Raw genomic sequence first — 22,453 nt, 5'->3', positions numbered from 1 at the left:
TGCAGCATGACTACGAACCTGCCTGCAACCAGCACTATCGATTCTGCATCCGCGGCGGCGTCCGGCACTGCCGGCCTGACCGGGAAATATACCACCGGCGGCATCCCCCACGGCGTCACCACTTTGACGCCGTTCCTGGCCGTACCGGATGCCCGCGGAGCCATCGACTTCTACCGGAACGTTTTCGGCGCCCGGGTGGTGGACGTCGTCGAGATGGACGGCGTAGTTGTGCACGCCGATCTCGATTTCGGCACCGGCAGGCTGCAGCTGGGTGAGCCGAACCCTGCGTATGGCCTGGTTTCACCGCCCGAAGGTGACAGCGACTGTTACTCGCTGGGTCTCTACTGCGCGGATGCGGACCAGACCGTGGCGAAGGCCGAGGCAGCCGGAGCCGTGATTCGGGAGCCGCTGGGCACCTTCGTCTCCGGAGACCGTTTTGCCAGCATCCGTGACCCTTTCGGCGTCCGCTGGTCGGTCATGTCCCGGGTGGAGGACCTCTCCGAGGAAGAGAGCGCCCGCCGGGTCTCCGAGTGGGCTGCCGGGCAATCCTCCTAGGAGTCCTCGGTCTCGATGCTGATCATCCAGCTGGTTCCAAACCGGTCGGTCAGCATGCCGAACATGTCTCCCCACGGTGCCTTTTCCAGCGGCATCGTCATCTGGCCGCCGTCGAGCAGTTTGTCCCAGTAACCGCGGAGCTCCTCACCGTTGTCCCCGCTGAGGGAGATGGAGTAGCTGCTGCCTTCGTCCATATTCATGCTGTTCGGCGTGTCCGAAGCCATCAGAACCAGACCGTTGTCGGTGGTCAGTGAGGAGTGCATGATCTTGTTCGCCTCGGACGGGTCCTCGGCCATGTTCATGTCGCCGAAGGTGGAGCTTTCCAGCGTTCCTCCGAAAACGTCCTGGTAGAAAGCCATGGCTTCGGCGGCGTTGTCCCGGAAGCTGAGGTAGGGGTTCATCAGGGTGGACATGGTTGTCTCCTTCAGGGGTAGGACCGGATGCACCCGAGTATGCGCCGGGCAGCGGCCGGACGGAAGCCATCCGGGAAACTACCCGTACGCCTTTTCAAAGCCTGTGGTACGAATCCTCCATCACTGCCGCAGACGCACGAGCAGGTGTCGGGACGGCACGGACATGAGCCGGAGGAGAACCGGGATGGGCCTTTTTGGTAAGAAGGATCGTGCGCAGGCCGCACCAGCGGAGAATCGGCCGCCGCAGCCGCAGGTTGAGGAGGAAACAGTCCCCCTTCGAGATCCCGGGCTGAGGCCCACGGACCCCCGGCAATTGCTCTACTCATTGGTATCCGCCTCCGGCCTGAGCGTGGTGTTGAGCGGGCCGGTTGCGGTGGAAGACCTTGTCGACGAAGCGGCCCGGATTGCACCGGTATTGATGAATTCCCACCACATGAACTTCGGGTTTTTCCAAGTGAACCAAGATCCCGGCATCACCTGGTGCGCGGTGGAGAGCACCCTGGGGTCAGCAATTCTGGTTATCTGCTCACCGGACGCGGACTCCGGTTTCCTTATGCATCACCTGCTTGATCCCTTCGGATCTGCGAGTGCTCCACTGACCCGGGACGTGGTCCATTTAGGCTCTGCCCCGCGAACGGTGGCAGACCTGGTAGGAGGAGCCGACGCCGTTCCCGTCTGGGAAATTCCGGGCTATGCCCGGCTCCGGCCGGAACAGGGTGCGGCTTCCCTGTTACCCGTGTGGGCCCGCCGGGCGGCGCGTTCCTGGGAACGGTTAGACACGGACCTGTACCGGCGAGTGGTGCGGGACGCCGCCGGGGACACGGTGATAGTCCTGTTCGGCCTGATCGAAGGCGGGGTCCGATTGCTGATCAGCATCGACGCTCCTCCGGACGCACTCACCGGCGATGATGCGTGGAAGTACAGGGCGCTTGCCGCCAGAGGTCCCTATTCCCTCACGACTGTTGCAGACCAGCTGGCGCTGGTGGCCGATGTCCCCGCGGGGACGGATGCCGCCGGCCTTGAAGCGCTCAGCCAAGGGCTCGGGGATGCTTTCCTCGCCGGGCCTCCTGCTTCGGCGGACCCCGATTCAGGGGCCTCCGCCGCCGGTGCGGACCTCGTGCCGGACTCTGGGCTGCCGGTCTCGGAGCTACCCGTGCCGGATAACCGTTTGCTCTGGGACCGACTGGAGGCAGCTTCGGAGGAGAATCTTGCGGGCAGGCCGTTCCACTGGCCGGCCCTGGCACGTTACACCACAGCTGAACGCATCCGTGAGTCCGTGCCCGACTCAACCTTCGACTCGACAAACGCCCTGGCCTTGAACCTGCGCGCCCGCCGGGGCGGATCGGGATTCGAATACACGTGGCGTGCCTCCGGCGATTCACCGATCTCACCCTCATGGGTAACCCTGCAATCCGCCTGCCTTGACCCGCAGACGGGACGGGCCGTCGCCGGCGGCCGCCTGACCCACGAAGTGTGGGGCCTGCCGCCGGCCTACGATCTGGGCGCCATCGACGGGCGCAACACCTTCACCTTTCCTGAGGAGGGGAAACCCTTCGGCCTCCGCATGCCGTCATCCTCGCTGTACGTCGGGTCCTCCCGCAGCGGCGTTTTCCTTCCCCTCGATTCGAGGGCGAACGTGACGTCGGTGGATCTGCACGGAGCCACAGGCATGATTGCCACGCTGGAGTTCCTGGGCGGCTCCGCCGGAGTAGTTGCCGTCTATGACCCCGCGGGGCAGCGGCGGGTGCTGACGGTGGTCGAAACCGTCGTCGGGAATGAACCGATCCGTTTCAGCGGTGATGGAAACTGGCTGCTGCTGACCGGCACCGCGAAATGCCTGTTGATTGAGGTCGACGGGGGCCGGTTCCTCGAGCTGGGCATGGCGAATGCGGCATGGTGGCCGCTGGCTGAAAGTAGCCTGCTCACCATTGACCATGACCAGGGCCGGGCTGTGCCCCGGCTCTTCAGCCTGGCCGGGAATTCCTACGGCAGGTCTTTCCCGGCGGTCACCCTCGACGCCCAGGTGCCGAGAGACTTCCCCTACTTTTGGGCTCCGGCGGTGTCGCCCGATGGAACGGAGCTGTTGGCCCTGGTAGCCGCAGGGGTGTCGCGCGAGTACCAGCAGCAGTTCGGGACGGGGCAGCGCGCTGCCAAAATCACTTTGGCAACAGGGAAGGCTGCCCTCCTCCACACGGCTTTCCTCGGAAAGGACCAGATTCTTGAGCGTGACGTCCGGGAGGTCCGCTGGACGCAGCGTCCACCGCAGAACCGGATCCGGCTTCACCCCGCCCTTGCCGCGGGCCTGGCCCAGCCGGTAACCCAACATGCCTATTTGTCCCCCGGCCGGTGGGCGGACGAGGCCGAGGCCGTTCTGGTCCACAGCCTCAACCGCGCACTCGAACTAACCGAAGCGGGGATCCCCGTGGCCCACCTGATGCCCGAGATCCTTGCTTCCCTCGGACCCGTCGCTGCGGGCACGGAAGACTGGGAACGCCGGTCCGCCTGGCTTGTCGATATCCGGAATCTCACCGCTCGGGAAAGTGCCGCCGGTGCATTCACCGGGGATCAGGCGCTCGCGTGGCGGCACTACGGCGCAGCGATTGCCGCTATCCAGGCCGGACGCCCTGAACTTATCGATCCTCTGGCCACGCTCAAGACATAATCCAAGGCGGCCCCGGCTGCCCGGCGAACCTTCCACCATCACCAGTCCACCCCCACTAAGGAGAACGAAAATGGCCGCAAAATGTCCGGATTGCACGAAGAAAACCGGAATGGATATCGGAGACCCGGACCGCCAGGGCTGGTACACGTACGTATGCCAGTCCTGCGGCTTTAAGTGGAAGAGCCCCGATAAGCCGTACTAGCCCTCCAGCTCCGGCGGACGCGTCAACCTGCAAGGCACCAAGAATCATTAAAAGGGAAGGAACTTCAATGGCATATACCGCATCAGCGAGCCGCACCGGAGACTATAGCCAGGTGCATACCTGCCGTTCCTGCAGGAAGGAATTCTGGGCCAAGAGCTCATGGAACGGCGTCACGGTCCAGTGTCCGCACTGCTCCTCCGACAACTAGACAACTAGTTGCCCCGGGCCGGCAGCTCCGCCCTAGCTCTCCGCAGGCCGTCCGTGCACGGCAGACCATTCAGCACTGAGCTTGGCGTCGCCCACCGGTTCCCAGCTGTTCGCCTCGAACAGGGACGCCACCGTGTCCCGGTTCAGGTCCGGGGCGCCGCCGTCGACGTCCGCCGTGGGATAGCAGACCCACAGGGATCCACCGGGTTCGACGGCGGCAGCCGCGGTGGCCAGCTCATGGGCCAGATCCGCCGCCGTTGCCACGAAGAGGAGGACGACGTCGGCCGGGAAGCGCCCGTCATCCTCAGCCAGGAACGCCGAATCCGGCAGCATCGCCTCCACCCCCGGGAAATCCTTGGCACCGTACGCGGTGACACGGTCCGTTGCGGAAAGATCGAACGGCTGGGCTGATTCGGAAAACACTTGGGGCTCCATTCCTGGGCACGAGACTCTGGTGATACGGGCAGCCTCCGGAATGGCAAGCCACCTTCTCTATTATTTCAGCCGCATGCCCCGGTTTGATCCGGTTTGGGCTGTCCGGAAGCACCAACTCTGTAACGACACGGCAACGGCGCCTCCAGCCGCCTCCCCCTGGCGTGACCTACCCGACTCCACGCCGCTGCCCGGGCGCCTACCCGCCCGGAGAAACCTGCCGATAGTTCCTCCGGATATTTCAATAGATGGGGACCATTTTGCATCGCACTACCGGCGGAGTTCACCGCTCCGCGTTGAGAAGAAGGGCAGCAGCCGTCGGGGCCGCCGCCGTCGTTGTTCTTGCAGCGACCTCCTGTTCCGAACCCGCCGCGGCCGAGCCGGAGGTCCAACCCCGCGACGGGGCGACCGTGGTCCGGGTGATCGACGGCGACACCCTGGTGGTGGACCTCGCCGGCGAGGACGTCACCGTCCGGCTGCTGAATGTGGACACTCCCGAGACCAAGGATCCGAACGAGCCCGTGCAGTGCCTGGGCCCGGAGGCCACCGTGTTCCTCGAGGAGGCGCTGCCGCCCGGCAGCTCCGTGGAGCTGGAGTACGACGTCGAGCGGGAAGACCGCTACGGCCGCACCCTGGCCGGGGTGTACGACGACGAGGACCGGCTGATGAACGCGGAGGTCGCCCGGCACGGTTTCGGGATTCCCGTGACCTACGAACCGAACGCCAAATTCCGCCCTCCCGTGGACGAAGCGTACGAAGAAGCACGGGATCAGCAAGCAGGACTGTTCAGCACCGCGATTGAATGCACCCTGCCGGGCATGGTCACCACCGCGGAACAGGCAGCCGCGGCGGCAGCTGCCGAAGGTACCGGGTCTGCAGCCGACGAGGCCGCAGCCGCTGCCGCCGTGGTCTATGCCCTGGTTAAGACCGTGGACGAAACCGTCGACGCCCTGGAAAAGGCAGCAAAAACAGGCAACAACGCAATGTGGAAGACGCTGTCCGAAGCGGAGAAAACCTCCCTGAAGGACCGGGCCGACGCAGCCAGGACTCGGATCAACACCCGGCATGAGCAGCTGACCACCCTGCGGGACCAGCGCCGGAGCGCCGAGGATGAGGCCGCCCGCGTGGCGGCGGAGGCTGAAGCCGAGGCGCAGCGCGTAGCCGCCGAAGCCGCCGCGGCCGAGGCAAACCGCGTCGCCGCGGAACAGGCTGAAGCCAACCGGCAGGCTGCAGCAGCGGAAGCGGCGCGTGCCGCAGCCGCCCAGGCCGAAGCCGACCGCCAGGCACAGCAGTACATTCCGCCGGCGTACGAACCGCCGGTGCAGAGCAACCCGTACCCGGGATACAACGGCCCCCGTTGCTACGCGCCCGGCGGCAAGTCCTGGCGTCCCTGTTAGACCGTTAGGCCCTTAGACCGTTAGACCCTGCAAGACCCTGCAAGACGACACGCGATGGCTGCCGCTCCCCTAAGAGAGGCAGCCATCGCTGTTTTCGATAGCAGCCGCCTTCGGAAATCCCTTGCGCCGCCCTCGCCGCAGGCGAAGAATTTCTCTCAAGAGCGGCGGACAGGCCGTAGAACCGGGCACCATCCGGGCGCCTGGCGGTTGCCGCCCCAGGTGGTGAATCCGATGGACCCCCAGCTCCCCGGCGACGCGGTGGAGGACCTCCGCGCAAAGCTGTCCGGCACCGTCATCCTGCCCCGGGACGAGGAGTATGACGACGCCCGGCGGATCTGGAACGGCATGATCGATGTGCTGCCCGCGGTGGTGGTCCGCGCCGGCTCCCCCGCGGACATCGCCCCGGTGCTGGCGTTCGCGCAGCGGTGGAACCTGCCGCTGGCGGTCCGCGGCGGCGGGCACAACGTGGCAGGCAACGGCACCGTGGCCGACGGTCTGGTGCTGGATCTGGGCAGCCTCAACGACGTTGCGGTGGACCCGGAGGCCGGGACCGTCACGGTGCAGGCGGGCGCCACCCTGGGCGACATCGATGCCGCCACCGAACCGTACGGGCTGGCCGTGCCGCTGGGCGTGGTTTCCGGGACGGGGGTGGCGGGGTTGACGTTGGGCGGAGGCGTCGGCTGGCTGACCCGCGCGTACGGGCTGAGCATCGACAACCTGCTGGCCGCCGACGTCGTGACCTCCGATGGAGAGGCCGTGCACGCCAGCGCCGAGGACCATCCCGAGCTGTTCTGGGGGCTGCGCGGCGGCGGCGGAAACTTCGGCGTGGTGTCCTCGTTTACCTTCGCCGCCCATCCGCTGCCCGATCAGGTGTATGCCGGAAACCTGGTCTACGCGAACATGCACTGGTACCATGCCCTTCGCGAGTACGACAGGTGGGGTTCCAACCTGCCCGAGGAAATGACCACGATCATCACGTTCCTCACTCCGCCGCCGGAGTGGGAGCTGGGTGACCAGCCGCTGATGGTGATCGGGTTTGCCTGGGCGGGGGCGGACGCCGAGGCCGGGGCCGGCGTGGTACGGCGGCTTACCGCGGCGGCGCCTCCGGATGCGGAGGACATCGCCGCCGTGACGTGGCGGGACTGGCAGTCGGCCGTGGACTCGATGTTTCCCTCCGGGGTGCGGGCCTATTGGAAGAACACCTCGATTGACCGGCTGGATGAGGCCGCCATCGATGCCCTGGTCCGGGCCGGCTGCGAGCAGACCTGGCGCGGCACGGGGTTTGACCTGCATCATCTGGACGGCGCCTACGGCCGCGTGCCGGAAGAGGACACTGCGTTCCCCACACGGTCCGCCCCGTACTGGCTGAACGTCTACGGATACTGGACGGACGCGGCCGACGACGACGCACGCACGGCTTTCGTGCGGCAGGTCACGGCCAGCCTGGCGCCGTCGTCCTCCGGGGCACAGTACGTGAACTTCATGGGCGCCGAGGACCCGGCGGCACAGGGCACCGTCCCGTCCGTCTACGGCCCGGACAAGCTCCTCCGCCTCACGGCCCTGAAGCAGGCCTACGATCCGCACAACCTCTTCCGTCGCAACCACAACATCGTCCCCGCCGGCTAGGGGCCGGTACGCGAGGCATCCGCCGCCGCTGGGCGTCCTGCTCCGAATTCATGGACAGCAGCACCACGGGGACGTCTGCTGTTTAATGACCTATCCAACACCGGCGGGCAGACTAGAGGCACACCGTTTCCATCAGCGCAGCGCGGAGGTTCCACCATGCCGGCCATCGACCTGAACAGCGACGTCGGAGAGTCCTTCGGCAACTGGACCATGGGCGACGACGCCGCCATCTTCGAGTCTGTTTCCAGCGCCAACGTGGCCTGCGGCTTCCATGCCGGCGATCCCTCCACCATCGCGCAGACCTGCCGCAGCGCCGTCGCCGCCGGCGTCACCATCGGCGCCCACGTGGCCTACCGGGATCTGGCCGGCTTCGGGCGCCGGTTCCTGGACTGCTCCTATACCGAACTGCTTGACGACGTGCTCTACCAGCTCGGAGCCCTGCAGTCCCTGGCCCGCGCGGCGGGGTCCGAGGTCCGCTACGTGAAGCCGCACGGCGCGCTGTACAACACGATCGTCCACCACGAGGTCCACGCCCGCGCCGTCGTCGACGCCGTCCGCACCTTTGACAAGGACCTGCCGATGCTGCTGCTCCCAGGTGCCGTCGCCCTGGATATGGCAGCCGACGCCGGGCTGCGCGGAGTGGCCGAAGCGTTCGCGGACCGCAACTACAACCCCGACGGCACCCTCGTCTCCCGCCGCGAGCCCAACGCGGTCATCCACGACGCCGGTACGGTCACCGCCAACATGGTCCGGCTGGCCACGGAGGGCGTCATCACCGCCGTCGACGGCACCGACATCCCGATGTCCGCCGAATCCATCTGCGTCCACGGGGACACCTCCGGCGCCGTCGCCATGGCTCGGGCCGTTCGGACCGGGCTGCAGGACGCAGGCGTGAGCATCTCGAGCTTCGTGTGAGCCGGTCCGTCAACGCCGTCGAGTCCATCCGGCCTGCCGGGACGCGCTCCCTGCTGGTGGAACTGGGGTCCCTGGCCGACGTCGTCGCCCTCCACGCCGAGCTCCGGGCACGGCCGCTGCCGGGCCAACTGGATGTGCTGGCCGCCGCCGCCACCGTCCTGGTGCGGTTCAGCGGCCGGCGGGAAACCGTGGCCGCCGCAGGGCTCCTTGAGGCACTGGACTATCGTCACGGCGAGGTTCCGGAGGCGCGGACGGTCACCATCGAAACCGTGTACGACGGCGCGGACCTCGCCGACGTCGCCCGCCTCACGGGACTGTCCGAAGACGCGGTGATAGCGGCTCACAGCGGCACTTCGTGGACCGGCGGGTTCGGCGGCTTTGCGCCCGGGTTCACCTATCTGGTGGGCGGCGACCCGGTGCTGAAGGTGCCCCGGCGGGACACTCCCCGCACGGCCGTCCCGGCGGGATCGGTGGCGCTGGCCGGCGACTACTCGGCGGTGTATCCCCGCGAATCCCCCGGCGGCTGGCAGCTGATCGGCCGCACGGGCGCCGTCATGTGGGATTTGGCCCGGGAATCTCCGGCGCTGGTCCGTCCCGGGGATGCGGTCTGGTTTAAACCGGTTCGGGACCTTGTCGAGGTGCCGGTTGGCCGGGGAGCCGCGGCTGGGAATCCGGCGGCTGACAATCCGGCGGCTGATGTCGCTGTCCGGGATGCTGCCCGGGATGCTGACGCTGCTGGATCAAGGGCAGACGGAGCCGCACTGGAGATCCGCAGCCCCGGACTGCAGTCCCTGATCGAGGACCTGGGCCGTCCCGGCTTTGCCGACCTCGGCGTGTCCGTCTCCGGTGCCGCAGACCTCCGCTCTGCCCGGCAGGCCAACCGGCTGGTCGGCAATCCTGCCGGGGCCGCCGTGATCGAGAACCTCTTCGGCGGACTCGAACTGGCGGCCCGGGGCGATGCGGTCCTTGCCCTGACCGGCGCGGAGCTGCCCGCCGCCGTCGTCTCCCCGGACGGCACCCGGGACCGTCCCGCACCCCTGAACGCCCCCTTCGCCCTGCTCGACGGGGAGATCCTGACGCTGGGCTTTCCCTTCCGCGGAATCCGCAGCTATGTCGCGGTGCGCGGCGGGATTGCCGTGGAGCCGGTCCTGGGCAGCCGGAGCACGGACACGATGAGCGGTATCGGCCCGCCGGCTTTGGACGCCGGGGTCCGGGTGCCGGTGGGCCCGGTGTCCGGCGCGGTTCCGGTCGGGGACGCGGAGCCGTCGTCGCTGGGGGCCCTGGAGGACGACGGCGCGCATCCCCGGGACGACGTCAGTGCCGGCGCGGGCGCTGACGGCGCGGGCGTTGGTGTCGACGCGGGCGCTGGTATCGGCACCAGCGGCGGCACCCGTCCCGGCACCCTGGGAACCGGAACCACCCCCACCCTGCTGCGGATCACCGCCGGACCGCGCCAGGACTGGTTTGGTCCCGCCGCCGCCGATGCCCTGGCCAACCGCACCTGGTCCACCACCAACGAGTCCAACCGGATCGGGGTGCGGTTCGCTGCCGATCCCCCGGACGCGCAGCCGCTGCAGCGCATCCGGGACGGCGAGCTGGCGAGCGAGGGCGTGGTCACCGGATCGCTGCAGGTCCCGCCGTCGGGCCTGCCCGTCCTTTTCCTGGCCGATCATCCGGTGACGGGCGGCTACCCGGTGATCGCCGTCGTCGTTCCGCAGGACCTGCCCGTGGCCGCCCAGCTGCCGCCAAGCCATCCCGTACGCTTTGTCTTCGTTGACCCCGATTCCCTGGCACCGCTGTCCGCAGCAGAAACAGCCGCCATGTTTCCGGAAGGAACCCCGTGAAAAAGGTCCTGATCGCCAACCGGGGCGAGATTGCCGTGCGCGTGGCCCGCGCCTGTTCGGACGCCGGGATTTCCTCGGCGGCGGTGTATTCGGACCCCGACGCCGACGCGCTGCACGTGCGGGTGGCCGACGAAGCCTACGCGCTGGGCGGTGCTTCCGGCGCGGACACCTACCTGAACATTTCCAAGCTGATTGACGCCGCGCACCGGGCCGGTGCCGACGCCGTCCATCCCGGCTACGGGTTCCTGTCCGAGAACGCGGACTTTGCGCAGGCGGTGCTCGACGCCGGGCTGACCTGGATCGGTCCGTCGCCGCAGGCCATCCGCGATCTGGGCAACAAGGTGACGGCGCGGGAGATTGCCGTCCGGGCCGGCGCTCCGCTGGTTCCCGGCACCCGAGGTCCGGCGCAGAGCGCGGAAGAAGTCCGGGAGTTCGCCGAGGAGTACGGGCTGCCGGTGGCCATCAAGGCCGCGTACGGCGGCGGCGGGCGCGGGATGAAGATCGCCCGGCGGATGGAGGATGTGGAGGACGCGTTCGAATCCGCCGTCCGGGAGGCCGTCTCCGCCTTCGGCCGCGGCGAGTGTTTTGCGGAACGGTTCCTCGACCGGCCCCGGCATGTGGAGGCGCAGGTGCTGGCCGATACGCACGGGAACGTCGTCGTCGTCGGAACCCGCGACTGTTCGCTGCAGCGCCGGAACCAGAAGCTCGTGGAGGAAGCGCCGGCGCCGTTCCTGAGTGACGAGCAGCGCGCAACCATCCATGCGTCGGCCAAGGCCATCTGCCGGGAAGCCGGCTATACCGGTGCCGGAACGGTCGAATACCTGGTCTCCCCCGACGAGCTGATCAGTTTCCTGGAGGTCAACACCCGGCTGCAGGTCGAGCATCCCGTGACCGAGGAAACCACCGGCGTGGACCTGGTCCGGGAGCAGTTCCGGATTGCCGACGGGCTGCCGCTGTCCCTCACACAGGAGCCGGTGCCGTACGGGCATGCGTTTGAGTTCCGGCTCAATGCCGAGGATCCCGCGCGGGGTTTCCTGCCCGGCCCGGGTCTGGTGGAGGCGTTCGAGCCGCCGACGGGTCCCGGCATCCGGATGGATTCGGGCGTCCGGTCCGGCTCCGTGGTGCCGGCGGAGTATGACTCGCTGATGGCCAAGCTGATTGTCTGGGGTGAGGACCGGCCGCAGGCCCTGCGCCGTGCCCGGGCTGCTTTGGACGAACTGGTGATCCGCGGCGTGCCGACGGTGGTGCCGTTCCACCGCGCCGTGGTCCGGGCCGACGCGTTCACCGCTACCGACCGGCTGGGGGTCTACACCACGTGGATCGAGTCGGAATTTGCCGAGCCGTTGGCTGCCTCGCCGGAAATCGCCGCGTCGCTCGCGGGTGGAAAGCGGGAAACCTTCACGGTCGACGTCGACGGCCGGGCGGTGTCCGTGGGTGTTCCGGCGGCACTGTTGAATGCGTTGCGTGCGGGCGGTTCCGGTTCGGCTGCGTCATCGGGTTCGGCGGTCGGGGATGGGGCGCGGGACTCCGCGCCGGCCGATGACGCCGTTCTGGCCTCGCCGATGGCCGGGAACCTGGTGAAGTGGGTGGCCGACGACGGCGCTGAAATCACGGAGGGCGATCCAGTGGCGGTGCTGGAGGCGATGAAGATGGAAACGACGGTCCGGGCGCACCGTTCCGGTGTCTTCTCCCGGTCGGCCACCGAGCCTGGAGCTGCCGTCCGGCGGGGCGATGCCCTTGGGGAGATCCGTTCCTGAGCCTGGGTCGGAACTCCGGCGAGTCGTCGATGGTCTCCAGGCCTTCTGCGGGTTGCATCCGTGCTCTTCCCCCACGCACTCGTTCTCCCCACTCTTCCTCCCCCGCCCGGATCACGCTTCCTCTCCCCACTCTTCCTCCCCCGGCCGGATCATCCATCCTCCTCCCCCCGCCCTCCTCATCCCCTCCCCGCATCACCGTCCTCTTCCCCCCCCCGCCCGCATCACTCTTCCTCCCCAGCCGGGGCATCACTCGTCCTCCCCAGCCGGGGTCCTGTCGTATGTCACCGCCTCGTTCTCCACAACCGGACTCACTGCGGACGACTGACGCCCGGCATCTTGATGGAATCAGTCCATGCAGTCATACGAGTTCCACGTGTCGGAGACCGGAGCAGCGTGCACCGGTCAGGAGACCTGTGCTGATGCAGCGGCCCCGGTCGATGATGGACTCAGCGGCGACCTGCGGCTTCGGAATCTTCAGTCCCTCGGACGGGAAAGCATCCTGCGTACCGTGGAGAGTCTTGCCTCTCTTATCGGGTGGGCGCAGGCGCAGGAGGCCCGGGCCGTAACTCGGCTGGACGAGTTGGTGACCCGCGACGTGGATCCTGACGGAAGCCAGGGCGATATCTGCGATTCACAGACCGCGTTCCGGCTGGTCGCCTCCGAATTGGGTGCGCTCCTGTCCCTCCCGCCCATGACTGCCCAGCGTCTGGTTATTGATTCCTCCACGCTTTGTTCAGAGTGCCCAGCTGTTCTGGCAGACCTGGAAGCGGGCAGGCTCAGCTACCGGAAAGCGCAGATCATCTGCTCTACGGTCGCCTCCCTGCCGGAGCCCACACGCGTCAAGCTGGAAAGCCAACTGTTGTCCGAGGCTCAAGGGCTCACGGCCGCGCAACTGGAGCGGAAAGCCCGCAGGCTTTACGAGGGCATGGTGCCCGAGTCCGAGCTGGCCGTAAGACACCGCCGTGCCCGTAGTGATCGGCGTGTAACCCTGGAACCCCAGCAGGACGGCATGTGTTTCCTCGGAGCTCGGCTTCCGGCTCCCGAAGGCCAGGCCATCTTCACCGGGCTGACTACCTGCGCCCGGTCGGAGCAAGCTGCCGGCGATTCCCGCACCGTGGACCAGCTCCGGGCAGACATGTTCACATCACTGCTTCTCGGTGGGAACGGTGGCATTGAGGACCGCGAGCGCCCAACTTCCAGATCTGCCCGTTCAGGAGACAGGTTGAACGGTTCTGCAAAAATCTCGCACCGGAACAGTCCGCGCAGGCCTCTCACTCCCCTCGGTCCGCGGGTGAAGGCGGAAGTGATGGTCCTGATCAATGCGGAAACCCTCCTTGGTCTGGACAACAAACCTGCCGAACTGCATGGATACGGGCCCATCAGCGCGGAGGCCGCCCGGGAACTTGTCCGCAGCATCGGGCATTGGACCGGGCTGCTTCGGTCTGGCTCCACCGGCGAGATCCTCGACGTCGGCCGTCAGCGTCGTGTACCTCCCGGTCTCCGCCGCTGGCTGCAGGCACGCGATTCGACCTGCCGTTTCCCGGGTTGCTCCGCCAACGTGATCACGGCCGAGATCGACCACACCGTCCCGTGGGCCAGGGGCGGACCTACCGTTCACGGGCTCGAATGCCTGTGCCGGAAACACCATGCCTTGAAAACCGCAGGTTTCTGGACTGCCCGGCAGCCCGCACCTGGTCTCCTCGAGTGGACGTCTCCGGCAGGCCGCAGGTACCAAACACGGGCGCACCTGCACCTATCCATGGGCGGGAACACGACAGGACCTGTGGGCGCGAAGAAGGCCGAAACTTTGGGTGGGAACGAAACTTTGGGTGGGAGCAGGACCGGAGTGCGGCAGAATTCCGCGCTTGGCGATGCAGCACCCGCGTTCGGTGCCGGCAACCGGGATCATGCCGCCGTCGGCGATCCTCCACCCTTCTGAGCGGACCGGACCGGCTGAATGGGTCTGCTCCCTGAATGGGTCCGCTACGGCTATGCCCAGAGGGCCCGCAACCCCGCAATCGAGTTCCACCCCAGATACAGGGTCAGCAACCAGGCCAGGACACCGATAAGGAGCAGCCACCGCGGATACTGATATCCCGACAGGAGGTCCCGGCGTCGCCAGGCGGCCCAGAGCAGGACGGCAAACCCGAGCGGCAGAATGAGGCCGTTGAAGGCCCCGGCAAAAACCAGCAGGGTCTGCGGCGGCTGGCCCAACAGCAGATAGGCACCAGCGCACACCGCGATGAAGGCAACCGTGAGGAGGTTCCGGACCCGGTCGCTGCCGGAAAGCTTCGTGATGAAGGAAACCGAGGTGTACGAAGCCCCAATCACGGAAGTCAGGGCCGCAGCCCAGAACACGATGCCAAAGAGCCGGATGCCGATTTCACCGGCGGCAATTCGAAAGGCGTCTGCAGCCAGGTTCTGGCCGGTCAGCACCGCCCCGCCGGAAACCACACCCAGGACCGCCAGAAACAGCAGTACCCGCATCACACCCGTGACAATCACCCCGAGCAGCGCCGCCCGTGTGATGGGCCGGATGTTCTCGAGACCGGAGTTCCCCGAGTCGACCATCCGGTGCGCTCCGGCATAGGTGATGTATCCACCGACCGTGCCGCCGATCAGAGTGGTGATCGCTAGGAAATCCACCTGTTCGGGCAGGACGGTGTTCTTCAAGGCGCTGCCCACCGGAGGCGCGGCAACGATGGCGACGTAAAGCATGAGCAGGATCATCAGCACACCCAGGACCACGACCACCCTGTCCAAGGCCAACCCTGCCCGCTTCGAAAGGAAAATGAGAATGGCCAGTACGGCGGATAGGGCGGCGCCGATCTTCGGATCCAGTCCAAGCATGGCGTTCAGTCCAAGCCCGGTTCCCGCCACGTTGCCGACGTTGAAGACAAGCCCGCCGACGAACACCAGGATGGCCAGCACCAGCCCCGCACCAGGAAGGACCTTGTTGCCCAGCACCTGGGCACGCAGCCCGGATATGCCGATGATTCGCCAGACATTCAGTTGGACGGCGATGTCCACCAGGATCGACACCAGAATGGCAAAGGCAAAAGCAGCACCAAGCTGAACGGTGAACACCGTGGTCTGGGTGATGAACCCGGGTCCGATGGCGCTGGTCGCCATAAGGAACATGGCGCCCAGAATGGCTGACCGCTTCGGATCCATCTTCCTGCGTCGTTTTCGCGCCGGCGCCGCGGACGCCCTGGGAGTGCCGGGAGCGCCCGGTGTGCCGGACTCGCTGGGAGCGCCAGGAGTGCCGGACTCGCCGGACTCGCCGGAGGGACCCGTCGATGGATCATGCGGCTGCTCGTCCATGTGCTCATCCCTTTGACGCGGGCCGATGGGGATAAATCGCCGCCAGTTTACGGGCGCAGGGAGGACAGGTGAAGATCCGAAGGGGGTGGCTCAGCGGAGAAGACCGGAAGGAACGGTGACGCGGTAAGACCAGGGAGCTCCGCACCCCCGTCGGAGCCAGCAGAACAAACGCCCAGACCCCTGCCACCAGGACAGACGCCCAAGCCCTATGACGTCCTGGTACCGGCCCGGCGGCGCACGACGTCGACGGCCTCCACAATCCCCATCTTCAGCGCCGGACCGTGCCCGGGCAGGATGAGCGACGCGTCCAGCCCGGCCAGTTCTGCGAGCGCACTGTCCGCCCGGACGCCGTCGTGCTGGAATATCGGATGGAGCGACTGCGGGCCGTTGCGGGTGCTGATCGCGTGCCCGGTCACCAGCGCATCACCGGTGATCACGGCCTTGGCTGCCGGCAGATAGAAGGACGTATGCCCGGGAGTGTGCCCCGGAGTCGGTACGGCAACGGGACCGCCGGGAAGCGATGCGAGCAGAGCATCGTCCCAAACTTCCGCCGTCAGAACGGACACCGGCGTCCTGCCGCCGGCACGAAGCGCACGGGTGCCCCAGCGCAGGACGCGGGGTTTCCAGGCGCGGACCAGCACCTGTCCGGGCGAGACCTGGATTTTCTCCACTCCCACCAGCTGGCGGTGCTCCGCCGCGCTGCTGAACACGGGAGTGCAATATTGACGGGCAAAGTGGGCCGCGGTGCCTGCATGGTCAACATGGGCATGCGTCACCAGTACCGCGTCGCCGTCTGCCGGATCCAGACCCGCGTCCCGGATCGATTCGCGGACCAACGGCAGATCCCCCGGATAACCGCCGTCGACCAGCGTGAACCGCTCGCCACGGCGGAGAATGGTCCAGTTCGACGCCGGCCCCTCCACGAAGAAGACATCGGGTGCCGCTTCGGTGACGGTATATCCGGCTCGTTTCATGGTTCTCTTCCCTTTGACGCAGGTGCCCTGCAGACATGTCGTCCGCGCCACACCACCCTACCCGGAGGCGCCGGTTCCGGATTCCACCGCCCCGAAACGCATCAGCTAAAACCCCTTGACCCGCCCGGCAGCCGGGCGTAGCTTCGTTATCAACCGCAAGGTTGAACAACCAGCACCTTGATTACACATCCACAGAAGCTGACCCTCCGCATGGAATCCCACAGCGACGAACCCCTTCTGGACAAGGCTTTCCTGGCCCTGGCCGATCCGGCCCGCCGCCGGATCATCGCCCGGCTGTCCCGGGGCCCTGCCACGGTCAACGAACTGGCGGAACCCTTCGAGATCTCCAAACAGGCAATCTCGAAGCACATCCAGGTCCTCGAGCAGGCACAGCTCGTCACGCGCAGCCGTGACGCCCAGCGCCGGCCCGTCCACCTGAACCCCGCACGGTTGGAGGCGCTCACCGCCTGGATCGGCCAGTACCGGCTGGTCCGCGAGGAGCAGTTCCGCAGCCTAGACGCCGTGCTCAACGCACAGGCCGCAGCGAAAGGCGGCCCGCAGGCAAAGGATCCATCATGACCAACGCACTGCAGCTCACCGTCCCGGACGGTGTCCCGTTCATCGATTTCAGCCGGGAACTCGACTATCCCGTGGCACAGGTCTTCCGCGCCTACTCCGAACCGGACCTTCTGGTCCAGTGGCTCGGCCCGCGGGGGATGAAGATGGACATCAACCACTACGATTTCCGCACCGGCGGGTCCTACAGCTACATCCACACCGGACCTGAGGGAATCCCCTACGAATTCCGCGGCATCTTCCACACTGTGCGGGAGAACGAATTCGCCATCCAGACCTTCGAGTTCTCCGGTTACCCGGATATCACCAGCCTGGAATTCATGACCATGGAAGCACTCGACGGCGGCCGTACCCGGATCAGCGCCCATGCCGTCTACCCCTCGATGGAGGCTCGTGACGGCATGGCTGCCTCGGGCATGGAGGCCGGCGTCGCCGAAGGCTTCGACCGGATGGAGGAACTGCTCGCCCAGCTCCAGCCGGAGGCACTGCAGGGAAGGGGCGCGTGATGAGCAACCCCCTGACCCTGCATGCCCCCGCAGGAGAACCCTTCCTGGAGTATCAGCGCGAATTCGAATTCCCGGCGGGCGCCGTCTTCCAGGGCCACATGGACCCGGACCTCTTTGTCCAGTGGATTGGGGCTGCGGAGTTCACCGCCCGGCTGGATGTGTTCGAGCCGCGGTCCGGCGGCGCCTACCGGGTCATCCAGTCCCAGGACGACGGCGGGGAGTTTGCCTTCCGCGGTGTGTTCCACACCGTGCGCCAGGACGAGTTCGTGCTGCAGACCTTCGAGTTCGAGGGCTACCCGGACGTGGTGACACTCGAATACAACACCTTCACGGAACTGCCCGGCGGCAGGAGCCGGCTGACCGGCCATTCCCTGTACCCGTCGGTCCAGTACCGGGACGAGTTCCTGGGCAACGGCATGGAAGACAGCATGTCGGCCGGCTATGACCAGCTGGATCAGCTGCTCTTCTCCGTGCAGACCGGAAGGTAGGTGTCGGCTATGGATTGGACCCTGGAAGTGGTGGTGGTCCCGGTCAGCGACCTGGACCGGGCCATCACCTTCTACCGCGAGCAGGCGGGTTTTCACCTGGACCACCGGACGTCAAACGCCCGGATGGATTTCGCGCAGTTGACTCCCACGGGCTCCGGCTGCTCGATCCTGGTGGGGGACGCGGCTTCCAGCCAGGGCATGGCGCCCGGCTCGCTGCGCGGTCTGCAGTTGGTGGTTTCCGATGCGCAGTCCGCCCGGCAGGAGCTGCTGGACCGGGGCGTCGACGCCGGTGAGATCACCGTCTTCGACGAGCGCGACGGGGGAACGTTTTTCAGCTTCCCGGACCCGGACGGCAACACCTGGACGGTGCAGGAAATGAAGGTCCGGGCTGACAATCCCCTGATTCCCCCGGATGCCCGTATCAGCTACGCCCGGGACCCCAGCTGACTCCAAACGAATCCGACGAACCTCTATTGACAGACCGGCGCATTGACCCGAACATGCCTTCCTCGGGGTTGACACTCTCCTACTGAGGAGTAGCGTGGGGGCTCCCCAAAGGCAACGGGACGATCCCGTTGCACGAAGGAGCGACATGTTGAGCACGAGCAAAAGAATGGCCGTCCTACTGTCAACCGCCGGACTCATCTCCGGCTCCGCGGTCCTGGCGACGCCTGCGGCGGCAGCCGGCACCGAATGTGAACCCGGTGACGTGAAAACAAGCTTCAACCATCACTACGTCACCACCAGCAAGGAAGCCGTCTCTTCGATCACGCTGTCTAACGTGTCCGGATCGGAGGCGCCGACGTCAGTTACCGCGAAAACCGATGGCACGGCCACTGCCTCGGTCTCGGGACCCGTCCCCTTTGACGAAATCCTCGCGCCCCTGCAGGCACAGGTCAGCGCCGACGCATCGGCCCGGGAAACCTGGACGGAATCAGACGCCGTGAAAGTGACCGGGCCGATGCCGGCCGGGCAGTCGCGTGTCGCCGAATACGGCTTCACCATCGTGACGTTTTCCGGAGCCCAGCAGACCTGCCAGCTGGACGGGCAATTTGGTCCGCAGGCCCGCTTCGCCGGCACTGCACCCACCGGCACCTACGTGGAGAACTACACGCTGCCGTACGTTCCGTAGCCGGTGATCGTTCCGTAGCCGGTGATCGTTCCGTAGCCGGTGATCAACGACGACGGCGGGGCTTCCCAACGGAGGCCCCGCCGTCGTCCGTGTTCCCAAGGGCGTGTCCCCACAGCCCGTGAGACCGCCCCGTGAGACCGCCCCGGCAGACAACAGTCCCGCCGCCCCATGCCCGGCGGAAAGCAGCGACGCGCCGCAGGCGTAATATGGATTGGCCCCTTATTCGGCCGACCTCCCCACATTCCAAGGTGTGTTCTCTTGAAGTCCTCCTTTACCCAGGCGCTGGCCCGCGGGCTGAATGTCCGGCATATCCGCTTCATGGCGCTCGGCTCGGCCATCGGCACCGGCCTGTTCTACGGATCCGCGTCCGCCATCCAGTCCGCCGGACCGTCCGTCCTGCTGGCCTACATGATCGGCGGCGCGGCTGTGTTCCTGGTCATGCGGGCCCTCGGCGAAATGGCCGTCCGCCATCCGGTGACCGGTTCCTTCGGCCACTACGCCAGCCGCTACCTCGGTCCGTTCGCCGGATTCATCACCGGCTGGACGTTTGCCTTCGAAATGGCCATTGTCGCGATTGCCGATGTCACGGCCTTCGGCATCTACATGGGTTTCTGGTTCGAGGACGTCCCGCGCTGGATCTGGATTCTCGCCGTCATTTTCCTCATTGCGGCACTGAACCTGATGCGGGTGAAGGTCTTCGGGGAAACCGAATTCTGGCTCTCACTGATCAAGGTGGCGGCGATCATCGCGATGATCATCGGCGGGGCGGTGATTGTGGTGTTCGGGTTCGGACTGCCCGACGCCGCGAACCCCGGGCTGGACACGATGCTGGGGTCCGGAGGGTTCTTCGCCAACGGCTTCTGGGGCCTGCTGGCGTCCTTCTCGATTGTGATGTTCGCCTTCGGCGGCATTGAAACCATCGGCATCACGGCCGGTGAAGCGGACAATCCCAAGAAGGCCATCCCCGCTGCGGTGAACACCGTACCGGTGCGTATCCTGCTCTTCTACGTCTGCGCCCTGGGCATCCTCATGATGATCTTCCCGTGGCAGGACATCAACGGGGAGACCAGCCCGTTCGTGCAGATTTTCGATGCCCTGGGCATCCCGGCGGCAGCGCACATCCTCAACGCCGTCGTCATCACGGCTGCGCTCTCCGCCATCAACTCGGACATCTTCGGTGCCGGCCGCGTGTTGTACGGACTTGCCCAGGAGGGCCAGGCCCCGGCGTCGTTCGCGAAAGTTTCCCGGCGCGGCGTGCCGTGGATGACCGTGGCGACCATGGCCGCCGTGCTGCTCGTCGGCGTCGTCCTCAACGCCCTGCTGCCGGAATCCCTGTTCACGATCATCGCCTCCATCGCCACGTTTGCCACCGTGTGGGTATGGCTGATGATCCTGCTCTCGCACATCGCCATGAAGCGCGACATCAAGCGCCGGAACCTGCCGGCGTCGGAATTCGGCGTGCCGTTCTGGCCGGCTGCGTCCTACGCGGCGCTGGCCTTTATGGTCTTCATCGTGGTGCTGCTGGGCATCATGCCGGGCACCCGGGTGGCCCTGATTGTGGGCGCCGTGTGGATTGTGCTGCTGTTCGCCGCCTACCGGCTGTGGGTCCGCGGCGACGGGCGGGTGCGCGCGGAGCTGGTGGATGAAACGGGCGCCGGAGCCCGCGGCAGCGAAGAAAGCCGGGTCTGATCCCCCGGTCCTAGCCCCAGTGAATGGCGGTGGCGATCACCGAGGCCAGCAGCCCGGCCACGGCCAATATCCCGCCGATCACCCGGTTCGGCAGGTCCAGCCAGGACGGCCGGTTGGTCAGAAAGGTGTAGAGCCCGGTGCACAGGGCGATCAGCCCGGCGGATCCCAGCAGTCCGGTGAATCCGGTGGCCACTCCCTGGGCAATGATGAGCAGCAGCATCACCACGCCCACCACCACGATGGTCCACCGGGAGCCGCCCGACGTCGTTGTGCGCTTTCCGCCTGATGAGCTGCGTCCCGCGTAACCACTAGTCATGGAATCTTCCCAACCGGGGCCGCCGTTCCGCCCAGCACGGAAAGCGGCGGGAGCCTCTGTGCCGAAAATGGTACTCCCGCTATCCCGGAAGAAGTCTGGACGTTCCGTGTGAATGTTCGCCCGGGGGTGCGTCGGGCAGCCGGACGGTACGGAACAGGGCCAGCTGGAACCGGCCGAGCCGCAGCGTGGCCACCGGCCAGTCGGCTTTCGCGGGCTCGGACCGGGTCCACTCCGGCCCGTTCCGTCCGGACAGACCGTCCCGCCCCGATCGTTCCCGCATGGCCCGCGCCATATTGTTCCGCCGTTCCGTTTCGGCCGACCGCAGCCGGTGTTCCACCCGGGCGAGTTCGAGCTCCATGAGTCCCATAAGCGCCACGGTAGGCAGCACCCCGGCGGGCACGCCACGGCTATGCGGACACCCTCGGTCCGCAGACCGGACGGGTGCCGGTTCCCCGGGTGGGCGCGCTGCCGCCCGGGGCATCAGCACCCGGGGCGCCGCTGCCCGAATAGACTGAAGAGGTGCCTATGTCCTCCGCCGCCGGCCGTTTTGCCCCCAGTCCCACCGGTGAACTGCATGTGGGCAACCTGCGTACCGGCCTGTTGGCCTGGCTTTTTGCCCGCAGCACGGGCCGCCGGTTCCTGCTGCGCATGGAGGATCTGGACCGCGTCCGCTCCGGTGCCGAATCCGCGCAGCTTCGCGACCTTGCCGCCATTGGCCTGGACTGGGACGGCGGCATCGTCCGGCAGTCCGAACGCGGTGACCTGTATCTGGAGGCAATCGCCCGGCTGCGGAACGCGGGGCTGGTGTATGAGTGCTTCTGCACCCGGCGGGAAGTGGCCGAAGCAGCGTCCGCTCCGCACGCACCGCCGGGCGCCTATCCTGGCACCTGCCGCCATCAGACCGAGGAACAACGTGCCCGACGACGGCGCGAACGTCCGGCCGCCCTGCGTCTCCGCGCACAGGTGGATGAGTTCACCGTGACCGACGAGCTGCACGGCAGCTACACCTCGGCCGTTGATGATCTGGTGCTGCTGCGCAATGACGGCGTCCCCTCCTACAACCTCGCCGTGGTCCTGGATGACGGACTGCAGGGCATTGACCAGGTGGTGCGCGGGGATGACCTGCTCAGCTCGGCACCCCGGCAGGCGTACCTCGGCTCCCTGCTCGGCCTGCCCCCGGTGCGCTACGCCCACGTCCCGCTGGCCCTGAATACCGCCGGGCAGCGGCTGGCCAAGCGCGACGGGGCCGTCACGCTTCCCGATCTGGCCGCCGTCGGCCTGGACGCCGCGGCCGTCCGGACCCTGATCCTCGCGTCGCTGGGCCTGCCGGGGACCCTGGACGACGCGCTGGCGGTCTTTGACCCGGCACGGATTCCGCGGGAGCCCTGGATCTTTGACGCCCGGAAAAGTACCTGACCCACGCCCGCAGACAGACGCC

Annotated in this window: 21 protein-coding genes; 15 read left to right on the top strand and 6 right to left on the bottom strand. The window is 66.9% G+C overall.

Annotation, left to right across the window (positions count from 1 at the left end):
* The first annotated feature begins 6 nt into the window (after positions 1-6).
* The gene (locus GD627_RS11785; protein ID WP_152272664.1) at positions 7-555 is read left to right on the top strand and encodes a VOC family protein; all 549 of its coding nucleotides are present in this window, start codon (positions 7-9) and stop codon (positions 553-555) included.
* Here GD627_RS11785 and GD627_RS11780 read toward each other — a convergent pair.
* A complete protein-coding gene (locus tag GD627_RS11780; protein ID WP_152272663.1) occupies positions 552-968 on the bottom strand; it encodes a VOC family protein in 417 nt (138 codons plus the stop codon). The two genes, GD627_RS11785 and GD627_RS11780, sit on opposite strands and share 4 nt — an antisense overlap.
* A gap of 313 nt (positions 969-1,281) precedes the next feature.
* Here GD627_RS11780 and GD627_RS11775 point away from each other — a divergent pair, with 313 nt between their 5' ends.
* Positions 1,282-3,630 carry a hypothetical protein gene (locus GD627_RS11775; protein WP_152272662.1) on the top strand — a complete coding sequence of 783 codons (2,349 nt, stop codon included), beginning with the start codon at positions 1,282-1,284 and terminating at the stop codon, positions 3,628-3,630.
* 442 nt (positions 3,631-4,072) lie between these two features.
* Here GD627_RS11775 and GD627_RS11770 read toward each other — a convergent pair whose 3' ends face one another.
* Complete coding sequence (locus GD627_RS11770; RefSeq protein WP_152272661.1) at positions 4,073-4,462, bottom strand: hypothetical protein; 390 nt, start codon at positions 4,460-4,462, stop codon at positions 4,073-4,075.
* 269 nt (positions 4,463-4,731) lie between these two features.
* Between GD627_RS11770 and GD627_RS11765 the strand changes: the two genes are divergently transcribed.
* From GD627_RS11765 to GD627_RS11740, 6 genes are all read left to right on the top strand, one after another.
* Positions 4,732-5,868, top strand: a complete 1,137-nt coding sequence (locus tag GD627_RS11765; protein ID WP_246165469.1) for a thermonuclease family protein — start codon at positions 4,732-4,734, stop codon at positions 5,866-5,868.
* A gap of 231 nt (positions 5,869-6,099) precedes the next feature.
* Positions 6,100-7,494: an FAD-binding oxidoreductase gene (locus tag GD627_RS11760; RefSeq protein ID WP_152272659.1), complete on the top strand. Its 1,395-nt coding sequence runs from the start codon at positions 6,100-6,102 to the stop codon at positions 7,492-7,494.
* Positions 7,495-7,650: 156 nt separating this feature from the next.
* A complete protein-coding gene (locus GD627_RS11755; RefSeq protein WP_152272658.1) occupies positions 7,651-8,409 on the top strand; it encodes a LamB/YcsF family protein in 759 nt (252 codons plus the stop codon).
* Entirely contained in the window at positions 8,406-10,253 is a 1,848-nt protein-coding gene (locus tag GD627_RS11750) for a 5-oxoprolinase subunit B/C family protein (protein ID WP_152272657.1), read from the top strand. Before GD627_RS11755 ends, GD627_RS11750 begins: the two co-directional genes overlap by 4 nt.
* Positions 10,250-12,010 (top strand): acetyl/propionyl/methylcrotonyl-CoA carboxylase subunit alpha, encoded by a 1,761-nt coding sequence (locus GD627_RS11745; protein WP_152272656.1) that lies wholly within the window; start codon positions 10,250-10,252, stop codon positions 12,008-12,010. Before GD627_RS11750 ends, GD627_RS11745 begins: the two co-directional genes overlap by 4 nt.
* A gap of 352 nt (positions 12,011-12,362) precedes the next feature.
* Complete coding sequence (locus GD627_RS11740; RefSeq protein WP_152272655.1) at positions 12,363-13,949, top strand: HNH endonuclease signature motif containing protein; 1,587 nt, start codon at positions 12,363-12,365, stop codon at positions 13,947-13,949.
* A gap of 50 nt (positions 13,950-13,999) precedes the next feature.
* Here the strand turns inward: GD627_RS11740 and GD627_RS11735 are convergent, their stop codons facing one another.
* Together GD627_RS11735 and GD627_RS11730 are read right to left on the bottom strand one after the other, a co-directional pair.
* Positions 14,000-15,184 carry an NRAMP family divalent metal transporter gene (locus GD627_RS11735; RefSeq protein ID WP_194266061.1) on the bottom strand — a complete coding sequence of 395 codons (1,185 nt, stop codon included), beginning with the start codon at positions 15,182-15,184 and terminating at the stop codon, positions 14,000-14,002.
* Between the two features lie 356 nt (positions 15,185-15,540).
* Complete coding sequence (locus tag GD627_RS11730; protein WP_152272653.1) at positions 15,541-16,308, bottom strand: MBL fold metallo-hydrolase; 768 nt, start codon at positions 16,306-16,308, stop codon at positions 15,541-15,543.
* 210 nt (positions 16,309-16,518) lie between these two features.
* On the opposite strand from GD627_RS11730, the gene GD627_RS11725 reads away from it, so the two are divergent.
* From GD627_RS11725 to GD627_RS11700, 6 genes are all read left to right on the top strand, one after another.
* Positions 16,519-16,887 carry an ArsR/SmtB family transcription factor gene (locus GD627_RS11725; RefSeq protein WP_152273071.1) on the top strand — a complete coding sequence of 123 codons (369 nt, stop codon included), beginning with the start codon at positions 16,519-16,521 and terminating at the stop codon, positions 16,885-16,887.
* Positions 16,884-17,390, top strand: a complete 507-nt coding sequence (locus GD627_RS11720) for an SRPBCC family protein (protein ID WP_152272652.1) — start codon at positions 16,884-16,886, stop codon at positions 17,388-17,390. Before GD627_RS11725 ends, GD627_RS11720 begins: the two co-directional genes overlap by 4 nt.
* The gene (locus GD627_RS11715) at positions 17,390-17,878 is read left to right on the top strand and encodes an SRPBCC family protein (protein WP_152272651.1); all 489 of its coding nucleotides are present in this window, start codon (positions 17,390-17,392) and stop codon (positions 17,876-17,878) included. The genes GD627_RS11720 and GD627_RS11715 overlap by 1 nt, the downstream gene beginning before the upstream one ends.
* A 9-nt stretch (positions 17,879-17,887) precedes the next feature.
* Positions 17,888-18,325 carry a VOC family protein gene (locus GD627_RS11710; RefSeq protein ID WP_152272650.1) on the top strand — a complete coding sequence of 146 codons (438 nt, stop codon included), beginning with the start codon at positions 17,888-17,890 and terminating at the stop codon, positions 18,323-18,325.
* A 145-nt stretch (positions 18,326-18,470) separates the two neighbouring features.
* Complete coding sequence (locus GD627_RS11705) at positions 18,471-19,010, top strand: hypothetical protein (RefSeq protein ID WP_152272649.1); 540 nt, start codon at positions 18,471-18,473, stop codon at positions 19,008-19,010.
* Positions 19,011-19,328: 318 nt separating this feature from the next.
* The gene (locus GD627_RS11700) at positions 19,329-20,699 is read left to right on the top strand and encodes an amino acid permease (RefSeq protein ID WP_246165525.1); all 1,371 of its coding nucleotides are present in this window, start codon (positions 19,329-19,331) and stop codon (positions 20,697-20,699) included.
* Between the two features lie 10 nt (positions 20,700-20,709).
* Here GD627_RS11700 and GD627_RS11695 read toward each other — a convergent pair whose 3' ends face one another.
* Together GD627_RS11695 and GD627_RS11690 are read right to left on the bottom strand one after the other, a co-directional pair.
* Entirely contained in the window at positions 20,710-21,015 is a 306-nt protein-coding gene (locus GD627_RS11695) for a hypothetical protein (protein WP_152272647.1), read from the bottom strand.
* Between the two features lie 79 nt (positions 21,016-21,094).
* Entirely contained in the window at positions 21,095-21,382 is a 288-nt protein-coding gene (locus GD627_RS11690; protein WP_152272646.1) for a hypothetical protein, read from the bottom strand.
* A gap of 158 nt (positions 21,383-21,540) precedes the next feature.
* On the opposite strand from GD627_RS11690, the gene gluQRS reads away from it, so the two are divergent.
* The gene (gene gluQRS / locus GD627_RS11685; protein ID WP_152273070.1) at positions 21,541-22,431 is read left to right on the top strand and encodes a tRNA glutamyl-Q(34) synthetase GluQRS; all 891 of its coding nucleotides are present in this window, start codon (positions 21,541-21,543) and stop codon (positions 22,429-22,431) included.
* Positions 22,432-22,453 lie beyond the last annotated feature (22 nt).

The organism is Arthrobacter yangruifuii (genome assembly GCF_009192775.1).
Lineage (GTDB): Bacteria > Actinomycetota > Actinomycetes > Actinomycetales > Micrococcaceae > Arthrobacter_B > Arthrobacter_B yangruifuii.
Note: the sequence above shows the minus strand (reverse complement) of the source record. Positions and strands in the feature narration are given on the sequence as shown.

Bases quoted from the DNA above. Each gene is read 5' to 3' on its own strand.
- GD627_RS11785 (WP_152272664.1), top strand. From the start codon at position 7: ATGACTACGAACCTGCCTGCAACCAGCACTATCGATTCTGCATCCGCG.
- GD627_RS11780 (WP_152272663.1), bottom strand. From the start codon at position 968: ATGTCCACCCTGATGAACCCCTACCTCAGCTTCCGGGACAACGCCGCC.
- GD627_RS11760 (WP_152272659.1), top strand. From the start codon at position 6,100: ATGGACCCCCAGCTCCCCGGCGACGCGGTGGAGGACCTCCGCGCAAAG.
- GD627_RS11755 (WP_152272658.1), top strand. From the start codon at position 7,651: ATGCCGGCCATCGACCTGAACAGCGACGTCGGAGAGTCCTTCGGCAAC.
- GD627_RS11740 (WP_152272655.1), top strand. From the start codon at position 12,363: ATGCAGTCATACGAGTTCCACGTGTCGGAGACCGGAGCAGCGTGCACC.
- GD627_RS11735 (WP_194266061.1), bottom strand. From the start codon at position 15,184: ATGGATCCGAAGCGGTCAGCCATTCTGGGCGCCATGTTCCTTATGGCG.
- GD627_RS11730 (WP_152272653.1), bottom strand. From the start codon at position 16,308: ATGAAACGAGCCGGATATACCGTCACCGAAGCGGCACCCGATGTCTTC.
- GD627_RS11725 (WP_152273071.1), top strand. From the start codon at position 16,519: ATGGAATCCCACAGCGACGAACCCCTTCTGGACAAGGCTTTCCTGGCC.
- GD627_RS11720 (WP_152272652.1), top strand. From the start codon at position 16,884: ATGACCAACGCACTGCAGCTCACCGTCCCGGACGGTGTCCCGTTCATC.
- GD627_RS11715 (WP_152272651.1), top strand. From the start codon at position 17,390: ATGAGCAACCCCCTGACCCTGCATGCCCCCGCAGGAGAACCCTTCCTG.
- GD627_RS11710 (WP_152272650.1), top strand. From the start codon at position 17,888: ATGGATTGGACCCTGGAAGTGGTGGTGGTCCCGGTCAGCGACCTGGAC.
- GD627_RS11705 (WP_152272649.1), top strand. From the start codon at position 18,471: ATGTTGAGCACGAGCAAAAGAATGGCCGTCCTACTGTCAACCGCCGGA.
- GD627_RS11700 (WP_246165525.1), top strand. From the start codon at position 19,329: ATGGCGCTCGGCTCGGCCATCGGCACCGGCCTGTTCTACGGATCCGCG.
- GD627_RS11695 (WP_152272647.1), bottom strand. From the start codon at position 21,015: ATGACTAGTGGTTACGCGGGACGCAGCTCATCAGGCGGAAAGCGCACA.
- GD627_RS11690 (WP_152272646.1), bottom strand. From the start codon at position 21,382: ATGGGACTCATGGAGCTCGAACTCGCCCGGGTGGAACACCGGCTGCGG.
- gluQRS (WP_152273070.1), top strand. From the start codon at position 21,541: ATGTCCTCCGCCGCCGGCCGTTTTGCCCCCAGTCCCACCGGTGAACTG.